We start from the raw sequence: 14,527 nt of genomic DNA, 5'->3' as shown, positions 1-14,527 counted from the left end.
TAGCTGGTGTTGATGAGGCTGTCGGGGCTTTCTACAGGCGTGTGGGTGCTGGAGCTGCCTTTGGCGCCCCTGACGACCATCATGTTCATGCGTGCCCCTATTGCTCGTCTTCGGCGACGATGCCCATCGAAATCATTGCGGAGCCCACGGTCATCTCGCCGTAGCACAGCGGGACCGGGTTGCCCTGGGTGACGGTATTCTTGATACCGGAGAAGTTGTAGCTGGGTTGATTGTCGGCTGATTCGCTGCTGTCGATGCCGGTCTGTGTGCCGGCTATCATTTGAGCTACGCCGCCGAGGGCCAGTGAAAGCCCGATGGAACCCACGATGCCCCATCCTGCCCCGCCGATGGCCGCACCCCATCCAGAAGCAGACGCTAGGCCAGCGATCCCGGCGGGGCCAGCCACCACGGCCGCAGCAATCAGGGCGATACCCAGGACCACCTGAAGCCCGCCACTCTTGGAACCCTGCACAACCGGGGCAATGCGGATGTCGTTATGGCTCGGCGGCTCGCCAAGCTGATCCTTGCTCAGGTTGCGCTTGCCGTAGAACACGGTAAAGGCCAGACCCTGCTCTTTCGAGTCGATCAGAAATTGGTTGAAGCCCTTGTGCAGTACGCCGAGGGCGCGCACAGCTTCTGCGGCCGAGTTCACGGCCAGGTGATGCACGCGCCCGAACCGCACGCCGAGCTTGCCGTACAGGCGTATGGTGCGAATTCGCTCAGCCATAGGGAGAATCCTTGTGTCTCATGTAGAAGCGGGCCGCCTCCGCGAAGAAGCCGCCGAACAGGTCGCGTTTTGAATCGCGGCCGTAGAGGTGGTGCAGGATCGACCCAGGCACCGGGTGGTGGTCGGGCTCGGTCTTGAGCTTGCCATCGGCCAGGTACACCCCGGCGTGATTGGCCACCGGCGAACGAACTTGCATGACGATGAGATCACCCTGGCGTAGGTCGGCTGGATCGCACGGCGCGAAGCCGGCGGCCTCGAAGTTCTCCCGGTAGAGATCCTGGCCCTTATCCCACCAGCCATCGTCGCGCTCGTAGTTGGGCAACCCGATACCCAGCTCGCGGTGGTAGTAGTCGCGCACCAGGGTGTAGCAATCGAGCACCCCGTGCCGGAATGGCCGGCCAATCAGCGGGGCCTGGTAACCCGCCGGCTCATGGATTAGGTGCCCAACCGGCTCGCCCTGCCGCACCTCGACCACCAGCCAGGGCAGCCCAGTGCCCTCCATGGATACCCGGTCGGCGTGGCTGAGCCTGGCCGACTGGCCGGGGTGGCTGTGCACGATGGCCACGATCTCGCCCTGGTCCTCGGCTTCGGCCCAGGCCTCGGCGCTGATCTTGAAGTCTTCGGCGGGGTTCTGCGCGGTGTTGGGTGCCGGCGTGTACCGGCTGACCCGATCCTTGCGCACGATGAACCCACACGCCTCGTTGGGCAGCCGGGCCCGGGCGTCGTCGTAGATCGCCTGAAGGGTGTCTTTGGAGAGTTTCATGGTTGGGCATCCAGCTTGGATAAAGAGCCAGTAACGCAAATAGGGACGTTCGTAGTAGCGTTGTGCCTCTGCCATCATCAACAAGGAAGGAGACTATGGCTCAGTTCATTAGATCAACTACGAAGTATCTCACCGAAATCACTCCGACGATCCTCGGCAGCGGGCCGGAGTGGACATCGGTTTTTACGCCAGGGCAACGCGTCCCTACTTCGGGTATTTACCGCTGCAAAGGTTGCAGCCAGGAAATCTCCGCGAACGAAGGCAACCCATTCCCACCACAGAATCACCACCAGCACGCCCTTTTGGAGGTCGGCATCGAATGGCAACTGATCGTCAAAACCAACGCTAACTAATCCTCGAACTAACACTGCCCGTGGCCGGCAAGTCCATGGACCGGGGTAATGTGACCTAGGAGGTCGATATGCAACCTACTCGATTCAGCTACTTGCTAATCTCCACCGATGAAAATGCGATCATGGCTGCCTTGCAGCAGTCCGTCGACTTGGAAATGGTCCATAACAAAGAAGGCATTCACGCCTTCCTGTCCGACACAACCTTTGGCGATCTGGAAGTACTGCTTCGAGCGGCAAGCAAGGAGTTTGGCCTTGTGCAAACCTCCAACGTCGCCTACTAAACCTCAAATGCGGCTCTCAGTCAGACCCTAAGTCATATCGTCTGATGGCGGCTGCTTGAGCCTGACCAAACAACCTCTCCCCCGATGACTTCGATCTTCGATCCTTCGCTCATGCGATATGGGCCTATGAGTAGGTACTCGGCGCGGCCATCCTGGACATCGACCTCAACCGGTTCGCGTTCTGGATGGCTGCGCCCACGCCGCCAAGCAATGGCCGGGACGAATGGATCTGGCTGACTCATAACTTTCTCCTGCGGCGTCGCCGCTCACTGTTTGCTGTCTTTGTGCCTGAGAATCAGGCGTGTTGAGTAGGCCAAACCCTTAATACCCAGCGCTCGGGTACGACCCGTAGCGCAGTTGGTTGTTGGCCCCGAACCGCAACTTGCAGCCGGTGAGCGTGCCCGAGCACATGTCCTTGGCCGGGTCGTCGGTGGCCACGTCCTTGTCGGTGAAATAGGCCGAGCCGGTGTATGCGCAGTAAGTGCCGCGATACCCGCCGATGACCAACCACTGACAACAGTTGGCAACGATCTGGCGCCCGGGCAACTGCCGGTCGGTGGCGATCAATGGCGACTTGAGCACGAAACTCACGGTCGACGGGTCGGCGCCCTGCTTCTGGTCGATCGTGTACACGTCATCGGTAAAATGCTCGTCCGGGTCCGCCTCGGGGTTGCCTTCGGGGAAGTTCACGGCATCTAGATACCGGCCCAGGGTGCGGTGCCGGGTGATCTTGCCGTCGACCAGATCCTTGTAGGTCGCACACAGCGCGGTGATGAAGCCGGTGACGTTGCCCACGGACAGCGTGGGGTTACTCTGCTGCCCTTCCCCGGTCATGCCCATGCCTTCGACCTTGATCGGCCAGGGCGAGTATCCAACGCCCTGCCAGGTGATACCGCCAACCCGGGTGTAGCCATGGAAGTAGTAAACGTCGCCATCGATGGCCGTCAGGTCCAGTTCGAACAGCTCGACGTACTGGCCGGGCTCGAGCTTCTGCACGTCCTCGTAGATGCTCTCGGCCATTAGCTCACCCCGAAGTACTGGTCAAAGGTCGCCGTCAGCGTGAAGTTCCCGCCGCCCAACGGGGTTGCCCCGTAGCTTGTGCACGTAAACTTTGCCTGGCTGCCCAACGGCGGCGTCCAGGTGAACGGGATGTAGCCGGCCTTCGATCTAAGGAAATTCAGGATTTCCAGCACATAGGCCTCTGACCCGCGGAACGTCAGCGGCCAGCTTTGTGACTCATTGTTGATGCCGTCGCTGGCAACCTGCTTGTAGCCACTGCCGAACTGTGCCGACCTTACCCGGAACGTACCCGTGCCAGTCGGTTCGATGTAGGGGCACCAAATGAATTCGTCGGCCACGGTCATCTCCCGTTAATCGCTTTGCGGATGTTGCCCTGTGGGCTCAGCGATTTCGCCTCAAACTGCCTGTACTTTTGCTCGATGAACTTGCCGATCTCATCGCCGAAGGATTGCAGGCCTGAACTGTCCGCCGATACCTGAGAGCTTCCGTCGCTTGCGATGTTGATATGGACGTTCACAGCGCTACCGGAGGATGCCCCAACAGAGTCAGATGAACTGGTGCCGCTGGAAAGTGGCGTCACGCTGCCGCCGTTGCCGCCAGTCATCAGGTAGGTTTTGCCGTCCTGGCTGTAAAGCTCCGGGCCGCGCTCATTGACCTGGTAGAGCGAGTTGGGCGAAACCAGACCACCTACGGCGCGGCCACTTTGCGGAAAATATGTCGAGCTATAGCCTGCCTGTGATGCTCCCAAGGACGTCGAACTGCTCCCGGTGAAATAACTGGTCAGCGCAGATACGCCCATGCTTAGCAAGCTTGAAGTTGCCTGCCGGGCGGCAATCCGCGCCATATCTTCAAGAACAGCGTCGGCAAAGTCAGAAAAGCTGAGCTTGCCGGTTTTAGCGAACTGGACGATTGAGTCTTCCATGCCCGTGAAGGCGTCGGAAAACAGCGTTTTGGTCTGCCCGGCCACATCCGCAGCGCTTTGCAGGTAATCCTGATATGCCGATGTTGCGCCAAGCTTCCAGTTGGCCTGGGCCGCGTCCACATTGGCATAGTAATCCTGCTGCATTTTCAGGCGATCAGACAGCGCCTGCCGCAGCGCAATGGTCTCGTCGGAATACAGCGAGTCGCTGATGCCGCCCTTGTTGTGCTGAGCTTCCAGGCGATCCAACTGAGTCTGGTAAGACTGTTGGATGCGCACCTGCTCTTGGATGCGCTGCTGCTGGACATTCCCCAGGCCAATACCGGCCAAGCTGGCGTCCAGGCCGTCCTTCGCGGAGGACAGCTGACTGTCCAAGTTGTCCTGGAAAGCCAGTAGCTTCGCGGTTTCCTCATTGGATTTCTTCTTCAGCGCCACCTCTGTTTCAAGCGCGGCGTTGGCCTTGTACTGGGCGGTTAGCTTGTCGGCGTTCGCCAGCAGTGATTTCTGGTCGGTGGTCAAGGTCTGTTTCGACTTGATGTCGGCCAACTGCTGCTCCCATTTGGCGAGCGCTTGCGCATTGGCGCCCAGGGCTTGGCCTTTCCCCACCTGAGTGTCGACCAACGCGGCCTGAGCTTGTAACTCGGCGCTCTGCTGCTTCAGCGTGTCGAGCAGCTTGATCCCCGCATCCTCGCGGTAAGCAGGCTGTTTGGTTGACTTGGCGTAATCGTCATCGATCTTCTTCATCCGCTCGGCGTAGCTGCCGCCGGAGAAGCTTTTACCGTCGTAATCTACGCCGGCCAGCAGCGGGCTGCTCTTTCCGGCTTTTGCAGAGGCTTCCATCAGCGCGAAATATTCGTCGTTGAGGTCTTTGATGGCCTTTTTCTTTTTTTCCTCGGGGGATGTGTTTGCCAGGTCGCTGCCAATTTTGGCAGACAGTGATATGTAATCCTGGTTTGCCTTGTTGAACTCGGCCTGCGCCGCAACGTTTTGCTGTGCAAGATCTCGGCGCTGCTGCAGAGCAGTCAACTGCGTCTTTAGGCTTTCGGTCGAATTGCTACCAAAGCCAAAGGCATCCGATATCTTTCCAAGAGCGCCGCCCTTTTCTCGCGTTGCCAGAATATTTTCGATGATCCCGATCTGTTGGTCCAAGCTTGGCATCACCTGCGCGCGCACCGAACTATAGAACTCACTCGCCGCGGCTTTTAGGTCTACCCAATCCCGTTCTATATCCGACAACGAGGCACGGAACTGTTTATTCCGCTCCAAGGCGTTTTTATTAAGGGTTTCTGAGAGGGTATCCAGAGCTTTCTGGTGCTCGCCTTGATCATCGAGGGACTTAATTACTTCATACTGCGACGCGTTGACCAATCCGTATTGTTGGCTTGCCTTTTGGGCGGCGATAGTAGCGTTGTCACCTAATTCGGCGAACGCCTTAGCGACATCGCTTGCGCTTTTCCCAGTATATTGGGACACCGAGGAGGCAGCCTCCGCTAGGTTTTGAAACTGCCCGACGCTCACCTTTCCAGAAGTGGCCAAGGCCTTGAAAGCTTCCTCCACCCTCCCCAAGCTGCCAGTCACTGCCCCGCTGTTTTTTGCCAAGGTCATCATCATGTCTGATGTCAGACCAAGCGTCAGATTTCCGTTAAACAAAGCTGTTCTGAAATCGTCCTCCTGCTTCCACGCGTCGTACGCGGCATAACCGACGGCGGCCAAAGCGACACCCGCCGCAGTAGTCGGCGTTACAAGTCTGCCCATATAGCTCGCGAGCGCTTTCGTCGCGGCCCCAGCGCCACCAAACTGGTCCTTGAGCTGTCCGCCTTGTTGCAGCAGAACCGTGAACGGGGACTGACCGCCCTGGAGGCTGGTAATAATATCGGTGAATTGAGCCGGCACACCGCGCAGGGCCGCGGAGTATGCCTTAGCTGACATAGAACCCTTTACCATAGAGTCATTTGCCGCGCTGAGGGCGGTGCGCTGCTGGTTAAGCTTGCCTAAATAATCGGAGAAATCGTCCTGATCAAGCCGGCCGGCGGCGCGGTGCTTGCGTAACTGATCTTCCATCTTATCGAGGCGGCCATATGCTGCAGTTACGGGGTCGATTTGCCCAACTAGCTTGTCGAGCTGGTTTGCCTGGTAGCTTGCCTCCTTGGTGGCAGATCTGAGGGCCCGCTGCGCCTTGTCCATTCCTTTTTCGAAGCCACCAGTGTTGGCAATAAGGTCAACTGTCAGCTCGCCAAGGGAATCGGTGGCCATTCACTTTCTCCGGGAATAAAAAACCCGCCGAAGCGGGTCTGATTGCTAGGTTTTCTTACAAGGAATATCCAGCATCATCGCATGATTTATTTAGCACATATGATGACGACTCATCACCCCCAACACCAATAAGCATAAAACTCTTACCACCAGAAAGAACGAATATCTGAAATGGAGAAAACCCCACGTAACCACCCATCTTATTCTTGGCGTTAACTGTCCCGCAGTATACATCCCCACCCTTGTAAGGAGGAAATTTGAATTTGGCACTATCTGGATCTGACAATCTATCCTTTACTGCCTCTTCGATCTTCGATTTTTGCGCCTTGGTAAATTCGGCCGCACCCACCGAGAAATTCCCGACCAACATAGCCATTCCAACTATCCACGTGATTTTCACTATTTGGCTCCTTTCCAAAAATCGAAAAATACACGGTTTTTCTGCTACAAACTAGAGCGACCCAAAGATCACGCTCGTCGTAATGAGCTGAGCAGCGCCAGCGCGTCCATGGCGGTGGCTCCCTTTTCTTCCGTAACCTCGCGAACCGGCAAGAAGTCCTTAAGCTCGGCATCTTTGCCCATCAACCGGTACATAGTTTGTCTAAGCTGAGCTATGCCGATCTCCAGGCGCTTACCAAGGCTGACCGGCCCAGTCTGCCGAATGTACGCCATCCAGTTCTGCGCCTCGACCAGGCTCATGCGGGTCTTTGCTTCGGCGACCGTGCGGCCACCGATACCGCTGGCGACTAAGTCGTGCCAGAACTCTTCTTCGGCCGAGATTTTTTTGGTTTGGTGCCCTCTTCATCCAAGCCGCCGTTCGCCTGGTGAATTGCCGACAGCAGCGCGATCGTCAAGGTGGCCGATAACGGGCCGTGTCCGGTTTCCGGGTCACCGATGACGTCAGCTACGGTCAGCAAAGGCGCACCGTCCGACTTGCAGATGCATGAAGCGATCCTGGCGGCTGTCGCTTCAGCGCCATGGCCTTGGTTTTCCCAAGCGCTGGTCACGGTCTGAAAGGACTCGATGCGCACGTAGACGGTCGCGGTATTCGGCTTGCCGTCCACATGCCAGGTGATTTCCCGCTTTACCGGCGCGCCAACGAAGCCGCCGGCGCTTTTGAGGGTTTCAAGGGTAAGTTCCATGGGTCACCTTATGCCGAAGCCTTAGGTACCAGCGTCACTTCGCCGGATACTTGGATGCCGATGGTGGACTTCACCACATCGTTCAGCGCAAAGGCGAAGGGGAAGCTGTTCATGTAGCCCTCGAACACCAACCAACTGCGGGTTTCCGGCAACACAAAGTCATACACGCCGTCGTCGCCGGCAGTTGTCTCTACCGTCGGGGGAATACCGTCACCGTTTTCGTCCTGGCCATCGGACCAGCCCACCGCCCATTGCAGCTTGGTACCGGCGGTTTTCAACTGGTGCAGGCGCACATGGGCCGCATTGCCCGGCTCGATGTTGATACCGAACGAGGCTGTGCCCGGAGTGGACAGACCAGCTTCGTACTCCCGCGCCTTCGAGTTCAGGCACGTGGTCTCGATCTGGTCGATGGAAGTGTCGATGCCATCGAGGGAGGTGAAGCAACCAACGGTAATCAGCGTGTGGTCGGATGGGTCGATGGCGTAAAGGTCGGTACCTTGGGTTTTCATGTGTTCTCCTGGAGCGCGGGCATAAAAAAACCCGCTCAAGGCGGGCCGGGTTATTACTGATTTGATGAAGCACAAATACCCCGCCTAAGCGGGGTTCGTATGCGAAGAATATCGCTAGTTTCGGATGCCGTCGGAAGCTACAACCGCATAGCGGGTAGGGTTCCGCATTGCTGCACCCAGGCCCGTGAGAAACGAGTTCAATTCGTACAGGCGGTTTCGCAAGCTGCGAACCTCGAACCATGCACCTTCGATTTCGTAACCTGCCTCCCGCAGCTCGCAAAGGATCTTCTCGCACAGCGACAGATCGCCTGGCCGTCCGCACAGATCCTGCATACTAACGTCCAGCCAAGCATGGCCCTCGCCGCGGTCGGTAAGCATTTCAGGCCGGCGGGCAGCTAAGGCCTCAACGGGGAAGTAGATGCTCAGTCGAGCGCTCGGCTTGCTTTCACGAGCAATGTATTCTCCCTCGCGAACTACATAGGCCGCTATGAAGTTGCGTGCCTCAGAAAGGCGATCCGCTGGGATGTCCTCGGCGGCGACGACGCTGAACGCCTTATGCACCTGGTTCCAAATGTGGTTTTTGGCACCGCGCCTAGCGAGCGTGGGCAAGTGCTTCACCTTGCCGTCAACCACGGCAGCCAAGCAGTGGAATCCGTCGGTGCCAATGGTAGTACCGATTAGGGTCATCGATTGAGCTTGGTCGCGGTGATTCACAGCACGGCCTTCGTTCCAATAGGCCCACAGCGCGTCGTCGCATTCGTTCTGATAGGCGATGACATTCTCTCGCAACTCTTCTCGTACTTTGCTGGCGTGAATGGACATCAGCCAGCCAGGGAGCTTCCGCAGTGGCAGGCAAGCCATTTCGTATTGCTTGCCGTCCGCGCCAGTTGTGGTGATCATCACCATAACTGAATTGAATCGACCGCCTTGTAGCTTCGCGTGCTGGCTTTTCCAATCAAGCCCCATACCCTCAACCACGGGCTTCATTGGAACAAATGGCTGCCCATCGCGCTCAACAAGCAATAGCTTGGCCTTGCGGAATGGGATGACATTCGATACAGCTGTGGTATTCTTTCCCATGACGTTTTTCCTAGATCGATTGACGTTATCCGAAGCCCTGACGACTCTCACCTCGTTGGGGCTTTGTTCTTTGAGGTTGATGCTTGCTCCCGCCTCCGCTTTTCTGCCATCAACGCATATACCACTTCTGCGGTCTTGGACCGGCAGTTCCTTTGCGCCTCCATCTCCACCCACTGCTTAAGCTCCTCTGGAAGTCTTACCTTCATCTGTTGATCTGTACGCATACCCGCCCCCAATGGGATCACCGTGATCCCTTAAGAATAAGACCACGGTGGTCCCATTGCTGTCAACACCACCGTGGTCCATCATTCCGCTCATGAGCAGAGAAGACTCCCAATTCAAGTTGCGTATGCCACCAGAGCTTCGCGAAAAAATCGAAGAAAGCGCCAAGCTTGCCAAGAGGTCGCTGAACGCAGAAATCGTCGCCAGGTTAGAAGAGTCCCAATTCAGAACCGGAAAACCGACGGAGCTGCCGCAAGCATCGAAAGCCAGGGAGATGGCCGCCGTTTCTCGCCGCAAGATGGCAGCAGCGATACGATCAGAAATCCTTTCAGCGCTGCAATACGCCATATCGCAAGGCTTATCCGAAGCGCCCGTGGACCTGGGCGGATTCAGCCTTGACGAGCTTAATGAGCATGAGTTCGAAGACGTCTTTTTGGAAATTTACCCAGAGCTTACCGCCGCAGGCTATGGGTACGAGTGGGACAAGAGACACACTCTCCATATCGACTTCTCGTCCCCTGAGTAGCGCCGATCTGGCTTTGCATCCAGTATGGACAAATTGCCAGTAACGCTCGTGGATCCACCTAAAGTAGCTTTATGCCTTCAAAAGGCACGGAGCCACATCCATGACAGACATCCATGGCGAATTCGCCAACAGTCGTTATTTCCATGCTCAGCGAATCGACCGTCGGGCGGCAGATACCCTGGTAGGCCTGGCTGCTGGTTTGATAGCTGATAACGTCGTGACACAGGAAGAGGCGGTGTTTCTCAAGCGATGGATTGAACAGAATCTCGTCCATCTTGAAGATCCGGTAATAAACCTGCTCTACCGACGCGTCAGCGAAATGCTTGCAGACGGAATACTCGACTCTGAAGAGTCATCTGATCTGCTCAGCATACTCAGAGGTTTTGCCGGACTACCCATCCAATCTGCCATCCCGGCAGCTCAAGTATCGGTATCACGACCTACCGACCTACCCTATTGCAGTCCGTTGCCAGAGCTTTCCTTCGCAGGCAAAAACTACGTATTCACAGGCGTAATGGCCTACGGCCCCCGCAAGGATTGCCAGCAACTAGTAGCCGACAGGGGCGGAGTTATCGGCGCCGCCATCAGTAAGAAGGTTAACGTTCTGGTCGTGGGCAGCGTCGGTAATGAACAGTGGCGCCACGCATCATACGGTACGAAAATCTTGAAGGCCGTAGAGCTACGCGAAGCGGGGGTGCCGATTGCAATTGTGTCAGAAGACCACTGGCAGGCCGCCGTTTTCGCTTAAATGACCCTACGAATCGGCCAACAGGAGCAGGGCATCGCTATAGGCTACATTTAGGCCGCATCCAGCCCCAGGGTGAGCTGCAGTTGCTCACGCCAGTATTCGACCCGGTACTCTAGGGCTGGCTTCTTGATCTTCCATCTGGCGAGCTCCCGGCCGCTCAAGCTCGCAACATCCTTGGCCTCGGTATATATCCGGCAGGCCCGGTCGAACTGCTGCTTTTCATTCAGATCACCGCGCAGCAATGCGTCGATATGCAGGTCACACCAGACCGCGAAGTCCACGTTAAGCCATCGAGCGAAGGCTACCGCCAATTTCGGGTGGAGCCATGTACCGCCCCCATTTACCGAAGAGCCGCGCTTTGTGATAACCAAACCCGCGCAGTTGCTCAATTCGGGGCGGAACCCGGATTTGCCTCCGGACACTTTTTTGCTCTGCTTGCGCTCAGTGAATTTTGGCTCAAACTGGATACTCAGGTGTTTTGCCAGGGCACGCATATACCCTTCAGTCTCGTGCAGACGGAGCCAATCTCTAGGCTCCATATCGAAGACCGCTGCTGCAACCGTGGCATTGATCCAGCCGTCACTATTGAAGCGCACGGCCTGACCTTCGTAATGGAAGGGAATGATGTTACTTGCGTTCATCTGCACACCTCGCTCACCAGTCGAATAGGAACGCAGCCGGGGCGGACGGATGAGCGAACATCCACCGTTCGGCTGTACAGGCCTAGGCTGCGTATTGGGTTGCGGCCCAGCGCTGAGCCGGCTGGAACCGCTGAAAAAGAAGCCATCCAGGCAGGCCGGAGGTGTACCCGTCCGTTTCGACTGATCTGGCCTAGCCTGCACGGTTGTCCCCGGAGGGATTCCGCGCACAAAGAAACCGCCCAAGCGGTTTTGTGTAATTAGTTATTGGGCCCGTGCCAACCAACCCACATCGAAGCTCTTTCGATAGCTGTGGGTATCGGGGTCTTTGCCCTCGACATTGAACGCGGTCACATAGGCTCGCTTCGCGATGGCTGTTCGGATGGCAGTGGCCACGGCCTCGACGGACGCGCCGGTATCGCCGTAGATATCCACCTGCAATCCGTAGCGGTCGGTGTCAGGTATACCGTTGACGAAGTTCAGCGGTGAGCCGCTGATCACCTGCCAGACCGCATAGGGCTTGGTTACTTTCTCTGGCGCCTCGCCGAACGGGTACAGCCTGGTCGGCGACTCGCCCAGAAGCGCGGTAACGGCCGGCGATGCAGCACACACCTTGAAGATCGGCGCCACCATCAGGTCAACCCCTGTTTGAGCAACTGGAACTTGGCCGAGCTCAAGAACTCCTTGAACACGGCTTCACGGTTATTTGCCAGCGCTGGCCGTATGAAGGGCTTTGCCACGGCGTGTTCGGTACCGAGCTCAACCCACCTCCAGTAGAAGGTGTTTCCGCCGCGTTGGCCGGCGGCGGTTTTGCGTACACCTACCGACATGATGACGGCGCCCAACGCCTGGCCTTGCTTCTTGCGCTCGACCAGGGCGATGTTTTTCGGGATGTAGTTCTTGGTTTCCGGGTCGTCGATACGGGTTGCCCGGTCCTTGGCATCATCGAACACGATTTGCATTGCGTCCTTCGCCGCCGGGCGCACTATGTTCTCGCGCAGCTTCTCGCTCATTTGCTTGAACTTAGCGGACAGTTCTTCCGCGCCATTGAGCTTGTACGAAACGAAATCACCCATCATTGAGCCCCGTTGAAACGAGAATGGTCAGGTACTCCCGGCCAGACACCTTATCCGGCAGCGGTGGCCCCTCGATGTTGTAGATCTGCCCGCGGTGGATGATGCGCATGGTGGGCAGCACGCCGTCCCGGTACCGGATCACGACCCGAGCCGTCGCTTCCGACTGCCCCGCCTGGGCGGCGATCAGATCGCGGGCGGAAAGTGGTTCGAACGAAGCCGGGCAGCCAGACCAGGCGTTTACCCAGGCATCGATCACCTCCCCTGTTTCTGGATCTTGGCTCTGCTCTCGGCGCTGGATGTCAACCCTCTGCCGCAGCCGACCGGCCCGCATCACACACCCATCCGTACCCGGTAGGGCATGAGCAGTGCGCGTGAAGCCAGCGGCAATTCTGCGACCGAGCCATCGGTGATAACCTCTTCGCGGTTGGCGAACAGGTGGCCCAGCTTGAGCAGGCATGCGGCGGTGATCGCTGGATTGATGATCACCCCGTATGCAGTGGCGTCGACCTCTTCCAGGGCATCGGCCAGGGCGCTACGGGCATGATCGAGCAGACGACACCGCACGCCATGGTCAACCTCGGCATTGGCGACCTCGATCGCTTCAGCATTCGCCGCTTTGGCTTGCTGTATACGGTCCAGGATGCCGGCCTTGGCCAGGCCCAGGGCGGCTTGGTCTGCGAAAAAGCGGCGACTCAAGAACTGCATGGCTGCCTCCTCTGCCGCGTCGAGCTGCGCCTGCACCAACGCTTTGTCTTCGTCTTCCGCCAACAGGTGTTTCATGGCCAGCTCGATGTCGATGACACTCATGGGTCATTCCTTGGGCTTGGCGGTGGTCTTCTTGCCGGCCTTTTCTTCGGTAGGCTCGCTGTCTTCGACAATTTCGCACAGGCCCCGCGCTTCGAGCTCCTTGGCCAGCGATGATGGGGCCGTATAAGCCTCACCGCCTCGTTTGCGAATTTCGCCGCGGTCTTCATAAGTCCGCAGCGGCTTGATCGTCACGTCAGTCATAGGCACCTCAGCGGGCCGGAAACCCGGCCCTTAGATGGGTTACTCGGTCGCGGTCAGAGAGCCGGTCACGAAGGCTTCCGTCCGATAGATGGCGAAAGCCAAGCGCTCTTCGGCGCGGATGGTCGCCATGTTGTTTTCGAAGTCCTTGTCGTTCTCCGTTGAGATCAGGACCTCGATCTCCATGCGGTCGAAGATCTGTGCGCCGAGCTTGAACGCACCGACGAGGAAGTCGTCCTGGGTGATGGCCTGGGTGGAGACAACTGGGCGGTTCCACAGGCGAGGCGTGGTGCCGTCCTGCGGCTGGCCTATGATGTAGCGCCCGTCGGCGTCCTTGATCAGCTCGATTGCGGCCCAGTCAATCGGGTTGATGACGATGCCGTCGGACGGAAATTCGGCCAGTTCCGCTTGCAAAAGAGCGAGGCGCAGCCGGTCGATGCGCTGCTCGCCCACCACCGCCACCCCCGCTGGCGCGGCAAAAGCTTCCGCCACGGTGATCAAGCCCTGCAGGTTGGCGCCGGTGCCGTTTCCGTAAAGGAGCTGCGCCTCTTCGGCCATGAGCAGGCCATATCGAGCGCGAGCATCGATGTAACTCTGCAGCGCCTGGGCGTCATCCAGCATCTGGCGGCTGGCCTTGAACAGATGCGCGATGGTGCGCACATTGGCGGTGGCCAGCGCGAATTCCAGGTCGGAATACGGTTTCGCGGTATTTTCCGCCACGGGTGCCGCGTTATTGGTGAATCCAGTCTCGCGCACGTACTCGATGGAATTGCTATCCGTGGTACCCGGGGCAACCAGGTCACGAATGGTGAGACGGCGCGGAGGGGGCGCGACTATCCCTTGTTGACGGTCGGTTTGCACCAGTCCACCGCCCGTAGCGGTAGTGATAGCGGCGCGCGGCACCGAGACACGTCGGGCGCCCCGGAAAGACGAATTCATGTCCTGCATCTCTTCGCTACCGACCACCAGAGCGCCAGCCGATTTTTGCGGCTCGTCAGTCTGAGGACCTTTTTCAGCGCTAATGAGCTTCTGCTCGGTTTCCAGCACCCTGGCTTGCAGCTCGCCCTGCTTGAGCAACAGTTCGTCCACCTTGGCCCGGGTCTCCGCCTGCATCTCGCCGGAGGCTTTGATTTCTTTTTGCGCCGACTCAGCCTGCGCTTTGATTTGGTCGCCAATGCCCTTGAGGCTGGCGTTGAGTTCTTTGACTTGGGCTTCGAAGTCCATGGTCACTGTCCTTTCAGGGAATTCAGGAGGGAGGTTGCCGC

The 14,527-nt window shown here is 58.0% G+C and carries 22 protein-coding genes; 4 read left to right on the top strand and 18 right to left on the bottom strand.

All coding sequences use genetic code 11. The features are described from left to right. Positions 1-97: 97 nt before the first annotated feature. A complete protein-coding gene (locus tag HAQ05_RS26595) occupies positions 98-727 on the bottom strand; it encodes a tail assembly protein (RefSeq protein ID WP_190427029.1) in 630 nt (209 codons plus the stop codon). Further along, complete coding sequence (locus HAQ05_RS26590; RefSeq protein WP_190427026.1) at positions 720-1,490, bottom strand: C40 family peptidase; 771 nt, start codon at positions 1,488-1,490, stop codon at positions 720-722. The genes HAQ05_RS26595 and HAQ05_RS26590 overlap by 8 nt, the downstream gene beginning before the upstream one ends. Positions 1,491-1,585: 95 nt before the next feature. On the opposite strand from HAQ05_RS26590, the gene HAQ05_RS26585 reads away from it, so the two are divergent. Together HAQ05_RS26585 and HAQ05_RS26580 are read left to right on the top strand one after the other, a co-directional pair. Further along, positions 1,586-1,843 (top strand): protein L, encoded by a 258-nt coding sequence (locus HAQ05_RS26585; RefSeq protein ID WP_190427024.1) that lies wholly within the window; start codon positions 1,586-1,588, stop codon positions 1,841-1,843. A gap of 68 nt (positions 1,844-1,911) precedes the next feature. Continuing rightward, positions 1,912-2,124 (top strand): hypothetical protein, encoded by a 213-nt coding sequence (locus tag HAQ05_RS26580; RefSeq protein ID WP_190427021.1) that lies wholly within the window; start codon positions 1,912-1,914, stop codon positions 2,122-2,124. A 321-nt stretch (positions 2,125-2,445) separates the two neighbouring features. Here the strand turns inward: HAQ05_RS26580 and HAQ05_RS26575 are convergent, their stop codons facing one another. The 9 genes from HAQ05_RS26575 to HAQ05_RS26535 all read right to left on the bottom strand — a co-directional run bounded on the left by HAQ05_RS26575 (position 2,446) and on the right by HAQ05_RS26535 (position 9,271). After that, a complete protein-coding gene (locus HAQ05_RS26575) occupies positions 2,446-3,144 on the bottom strand; it encodes a phage minor tail protein L (protein ID WP_190427018.1) in 699 nt (232 codons plus the stop codon). Then, positions 3,144-3,482, bottom strand: a complete 339-nt coding sequence (locus tag HAQ05_RS26570; RefSeq protein WP_420825798.1) for a phage tail protein — start codon at positions 3,480-3,482, stop codon at positions 3,144-3,146. The genes HAQ05_RS26575 and HAQ05_RS26570 overlap by 1 nt, the downstream gene beginning before the upstream one ends. Before the next feature lie 2 nt (positions 3,483-3,484). Continuing rightward, entirely contained in the window at positions 3,485-6,316 is a 2,832-nt protein-coding gene (locus tag HAQ05_RS26565) for a phage tail tape measure protein (protein WP_190427014.1), read from the bottom strand. A 55-nt stretch (positions 6,317-6,371) separates the two neighbouring features. After that, the gene (locus HAQ05_RS26560; protein ID WP_190427012.1) at positions 6,372-6,716 is read right to left on the bottom strand and encodes a hypothetical protein; all 345 of its coding nucleotides are present in this window, start codon (positions 6,714-6,716) and stop codon (positions 6,372-6,374) included. 68 nt (positions 6,717-6,784) lie between these two features. Next, positions 6,785-7,015, bottom strand: a complete 231-nt coding sequence (locus HAQ05_RS26555; protein ID WP_190427010.1) for a phage tail assembly protein T — start codon at positions 7,013-7,015, stop codon at positions 6,785-6,787. Positions 7,016-7,062: 47 nt separating this feature from the next. Then, entirely contained in the window at positions 7,063-7,458 is a 396-nt protein-coding gene (locus tag HAQ05_RS26550) for a phage tail assembly chaperone family protein, TAC (protein WP_190427009.1), read from the bottom strand. An 8-nt stretch (positions 7,459-7,466) separates the two neighbouring features. Then, positions 7,467-7,967: a phage tail tube protein gene (locus HAQ05_RS26545; protein WP_190427007.1), complete on the bottom strand. Its 501-nt coding sequence runs from the start codon at positions 7,965-7,967 to the stop codon at positions 7,467-7,469. Between the two features lie 114 nt (positions 7,968-8,081). Further along, on the bottom strand, positions 8,082-9,047 hold the full coding sequence (locus HAQ05_RS26540) for a phage antirepressor N-terminal domain-containing protein (RefSeq protein ID WP_190427004.1): 966 nt from the start codon (positions 9,045-9,047) through the stop codon (positions 8,082-8,084). A gap of 47 nt (positions 9,048-9,094) precedes the next feature. Next, the gene (locus tag HAQ05_RS26535) at positions 9,095-9,271 is read right to left on the bottom strand and encodes an Arc family DNA-binding protein (RefSeq protein ID WP_190427001.1); all 177 of its coding nucleotides are present in this window, start codon (positions 9,269-9,271) and stop codon (positions 9,095-9,097) included. A gap of 92 nt (positions 9,272-9,363) precedes the next feature. Between HAQ05_RS26535 and HAQ05_RS26530 the strand changes: the two genes are divergently transcribed. Beyond that, positions 9,364-9,795 (top strand): Arc family DNA-binding protein, encoded by a 432-nt coding sequence (locus tag HAQ05_RS26530; protein WP_190426997.1) that lies wholly within the window; start codon positions 9,364-9,366, stop codon positions 9,793-9,795. A 100-nt stretch (positions 9,796-9,895) separates the two neighbouring features. Then, positions 9,896-10,543 (top strand): BRCT domain-containing protein, encoded by a 648-nt coding sequence (locus tag HAQ05_RS26525; protein WP_190426995.1) that lies wholly within the window; start codon positions 9,896-9,898, stop codon positions 10,541-10,543. Between the two features lie 50 nt (positions 10,544-10,593). On the opposite strand, the gene HAQ05_RS26520 is transcribed toward HAQ05_RS26525, so the two are convergent. The 7 genes from HAQ05_RS26520 to HAQ05_RS26490 all read right to left on the bottom strand — a co-directional run bounded on the left by HAQ05_RS26520 (position 10,594) and on the right by HAQ05_RS26490 (position 14,486). After that, positions 10,594-11,184, bottom strand: coding sequence for a KilA-N domain-containing protein (locus HAQ05_RS26520; protein ID WP_190426992.1), 591 nt, complete (start codon positions 11,182-11,184; stop codon positions 10,594-10,596). Between the two features lie 261 nt (positions 11,185-11,445). Beyond that, positions 11,446-11,814, bottom strand: a complete 369-nt coding sequence (locus tag HAQ05_RS26515; protein WP_190426988.1) for a DUF3168 domain-containing protein — start codon at positions 11,812-11,814, stop codon at positions 11,446-11,448. Next, on the bottom strand, positions 11,814-12,257 hold the full coding sequence (locus HAQ05_RS26510; protein WP_190426985.1) for an HK97-gp10 family putative phage morphogenesis protein: 444 nt from the start codon (positions 12,255-12,257) through the stop codon (positions 11,814-11,816). Before HAQ05_RS26510 ends, HAQ05_RS26515 begins: the two co-directional genes overlap by 1 nt. Further along, on the bottom strand, positions 12,250-12,588 hold the full coding sequence (locus HAQ05_RS26505) for a phage head closure protein (protein ID WP_190427032.1): 339 nt from the start codon (positions 12,586-12,588) through the stop codon (positions 12,250-12,252). Before HAQ05_RS26505 ends, HAQ05_RS26510 begins: the two co-directional genes overlap by 8 nt. Continuing rightward, the gene (locus HAQ05_RS26500; RefSeq protein ID WP_190426982.1) at positions 12,588-13,064 is read right to left on the bottom strand and encodes a head-tail connector protein; all 477 of its coding nucleotides are present in this window, start codon (positions 13,062-13,064) and stop codon (positions 12,588-12,590) included. Before HAQ05_RS26500 ends, HAQ05_RS26505 begins: the two co-directional genes overlap by 1 nt. Positions 13,065-13,067: 3 nt before the next feature. Then, positions 13,068-13,265 carry a hypothetical protein gene (locus tag HAQ05_RS26495; RefSeq protein ID WP_190426979.1) on the bottom strand — a complete coding sequence of 66 codons (198 nt, stop codon included), beginning with the start codon at positions 13,263-13,265 and terminating at the stop codon, positions 13,068-13,070. 39 nt (positions 13,266-13,304) lie between these two features. Then, on the bottom strand, positions 13,305-14,486 hold the full coding sequence (locus HAQ05_RS26490; RefSeq protein WP_190426977.1) for a phage major capsid protein: 1,182 nt from the start codon (positions 14,484-14,486) through the stop codon (positions 13,305-13,307). Positions 14,487-14,527: the final 41 nt, after the last annotated feature.

Origin of the sequence: Pseudomonas typographi (assembly GCF_014694385.1) — a bacterium.
In the GTDB taxonomy this organism is placed as follows: Bacteria; Pseudomonadota; Gammaproteobacteria; order Pseudomonadales; family Pseudomonadaceae; genus Aquipseudomonas; species Aquipseudomonas typographi.
This window is presented reverse-complemented; position numbering and strand designations above follow the sequence as displayed.

Excerpts from the sequence above, each read along its gene's own strand:
- HAQ05_RS26595 (WP_190427029.1), bottom strand. The coding sequence starts at position 727 with ATGGCTGAGCGAATTCGCACCATACGCCTGTACGGCAAGCTCGGCGTG.
- HAQ05_RS26590 (WP_190427026.1), bottom strand. The coding sequence starts at position 1,490 with ATGAAACTCTCCAAAGACACCCTTCAGGCGATCTACGACGACGCCCGG.
- HAQ05_RS26585 (WP_190427024.1), top strand. The coding sequence starts at position 1,586 with ATGGCTCAGTTCATTAGATCAACTACGAAGTATCTCACCGAAATCACT.
- HAQ05_RS26580 (WP_190427021.1), top strand. The coding sequence starts at position 1,912 with ATGCAACCTACTCGATTCAGCTACTTGCTAATCTCCACCGATGAAAAT.
- HAQ05_RS26575 (WP_190427018.1), bottom strand. The coding sequence starts at position 3,144 with ATGGCCGAGAGCATCTACGAGGACGTGCAGAAGCTCGAGCCCGGCCAG.
- HAQ05_RS26565 (WP_190427014.1), bottom strand. The coding sequence starts at position 6,316 with ATGGCCACCGATTCCCTTGGCGAGCTGACAGTTGACCTTATTGCCAAC.
- HAQ05_RS26555 (WP_190427010.1), bottom strand. The coding sequence starts at position 7,015 with ATGAGCCTGGTCGAGGCGCAGAACTGGATGGCGTACATTCGGCAGACT.
- HAQ05_RS26550 (WP_190427009.1), bottom strand. The coding sequence starts at position 7,458 with ATGGAACTTACCCTTGAAACCCTCAAAAGCGCCGGCGGCTTCGTTGGC.
- HAQ05_RS26545 (WP_190427007.1), bottom strand. The coding sequence starts at position 7,967 with ATGAAAACCCAAGGTACCGACCTTTACGCCATCGACCCATCCGACCAC.
- HAQ05_RS26540 (WP_190427004.1), bottom strand. The coding sequence starts at position 9,047 with ATGGGAAAGAATACCACAGCTGTATCGAATGTCATCCCATTCCGCAAG.
- HAQ05_RS26535 (WP_190427001.1), bottom strand. The coding sequence starts at position 9,271 with ATGCGTACAGATCAACAGATGAAGGTAAGACTTCCAGAGGAGCTTAAG.
- HAQ05_RS26530 (WP_190426997.1), top strand. The coding sequence starts at position 9,364 with ATGAGCAGAGAAGACTCCCAATTCAAGTTGCGTATGCCACCAGAGCTT.
- HAQ05_RS26525 (WP_190426995.1), top strand. The coding sequence starts at position 9,896 with ATGACAGACATCCATGGCGAATTCGCCAACAGTCGTTATTTCCATGCT.
- HAQ05_RS26520 (WP_190426992.1), bottom strand. The coding sequence starts at position 11,184 with ATGAACGCAAGTAACATCATTCCCTTCCATTACGAAGGTCAGGCCGTG.
- HAQ05_RS26515 (WP_190426988.1), bottom strand. The coding sequence starts at position 11,814 with ATGGTGGCGCCGATCTTCAAGGTGTGTGCTGCATCGCCGGCCGTTACC.
- HAQ05_RS26510 (WP_190426985.1), bottom strand. The coding sequence starts at position 12,257 with ATGGGTGATTTCGTTTCGTACAAGCTCAATGGCGCGGAAGAACTGTCC.
- HAQ05_RS26505 (WP_190427032.1), bottom strand. The coding sequence starts at position 12,588 with ATGCGGGCCGGTCGGCTGCGGCAGAGGGTTGACATCCAGCGCCGAGAG.
- HAQ05_RS26500 (WP_190426982.1), bottom strand. The coding sequence starts at position 13,064 with ATGAGTGTCATCGACATCGAGCTGGCCATGAAACACCTGTTGGCGGAA.
- HAQ05_RS26495 (WP_190426979.1), bottom strand. The coding sequence starts at position 13,265 with ATGACTGACGTGACGATCAAGCCGCTGCGGACTTATGAAGACCGCGGC.
- HAQ05_RS26490 (WP_190426977.1), bottom strand. The coding sequence starts at position 14,486 with ATGGACTTCGAAGCCCAAGTCAAAGAACTCAACGCCAGCCTCAAGGGC.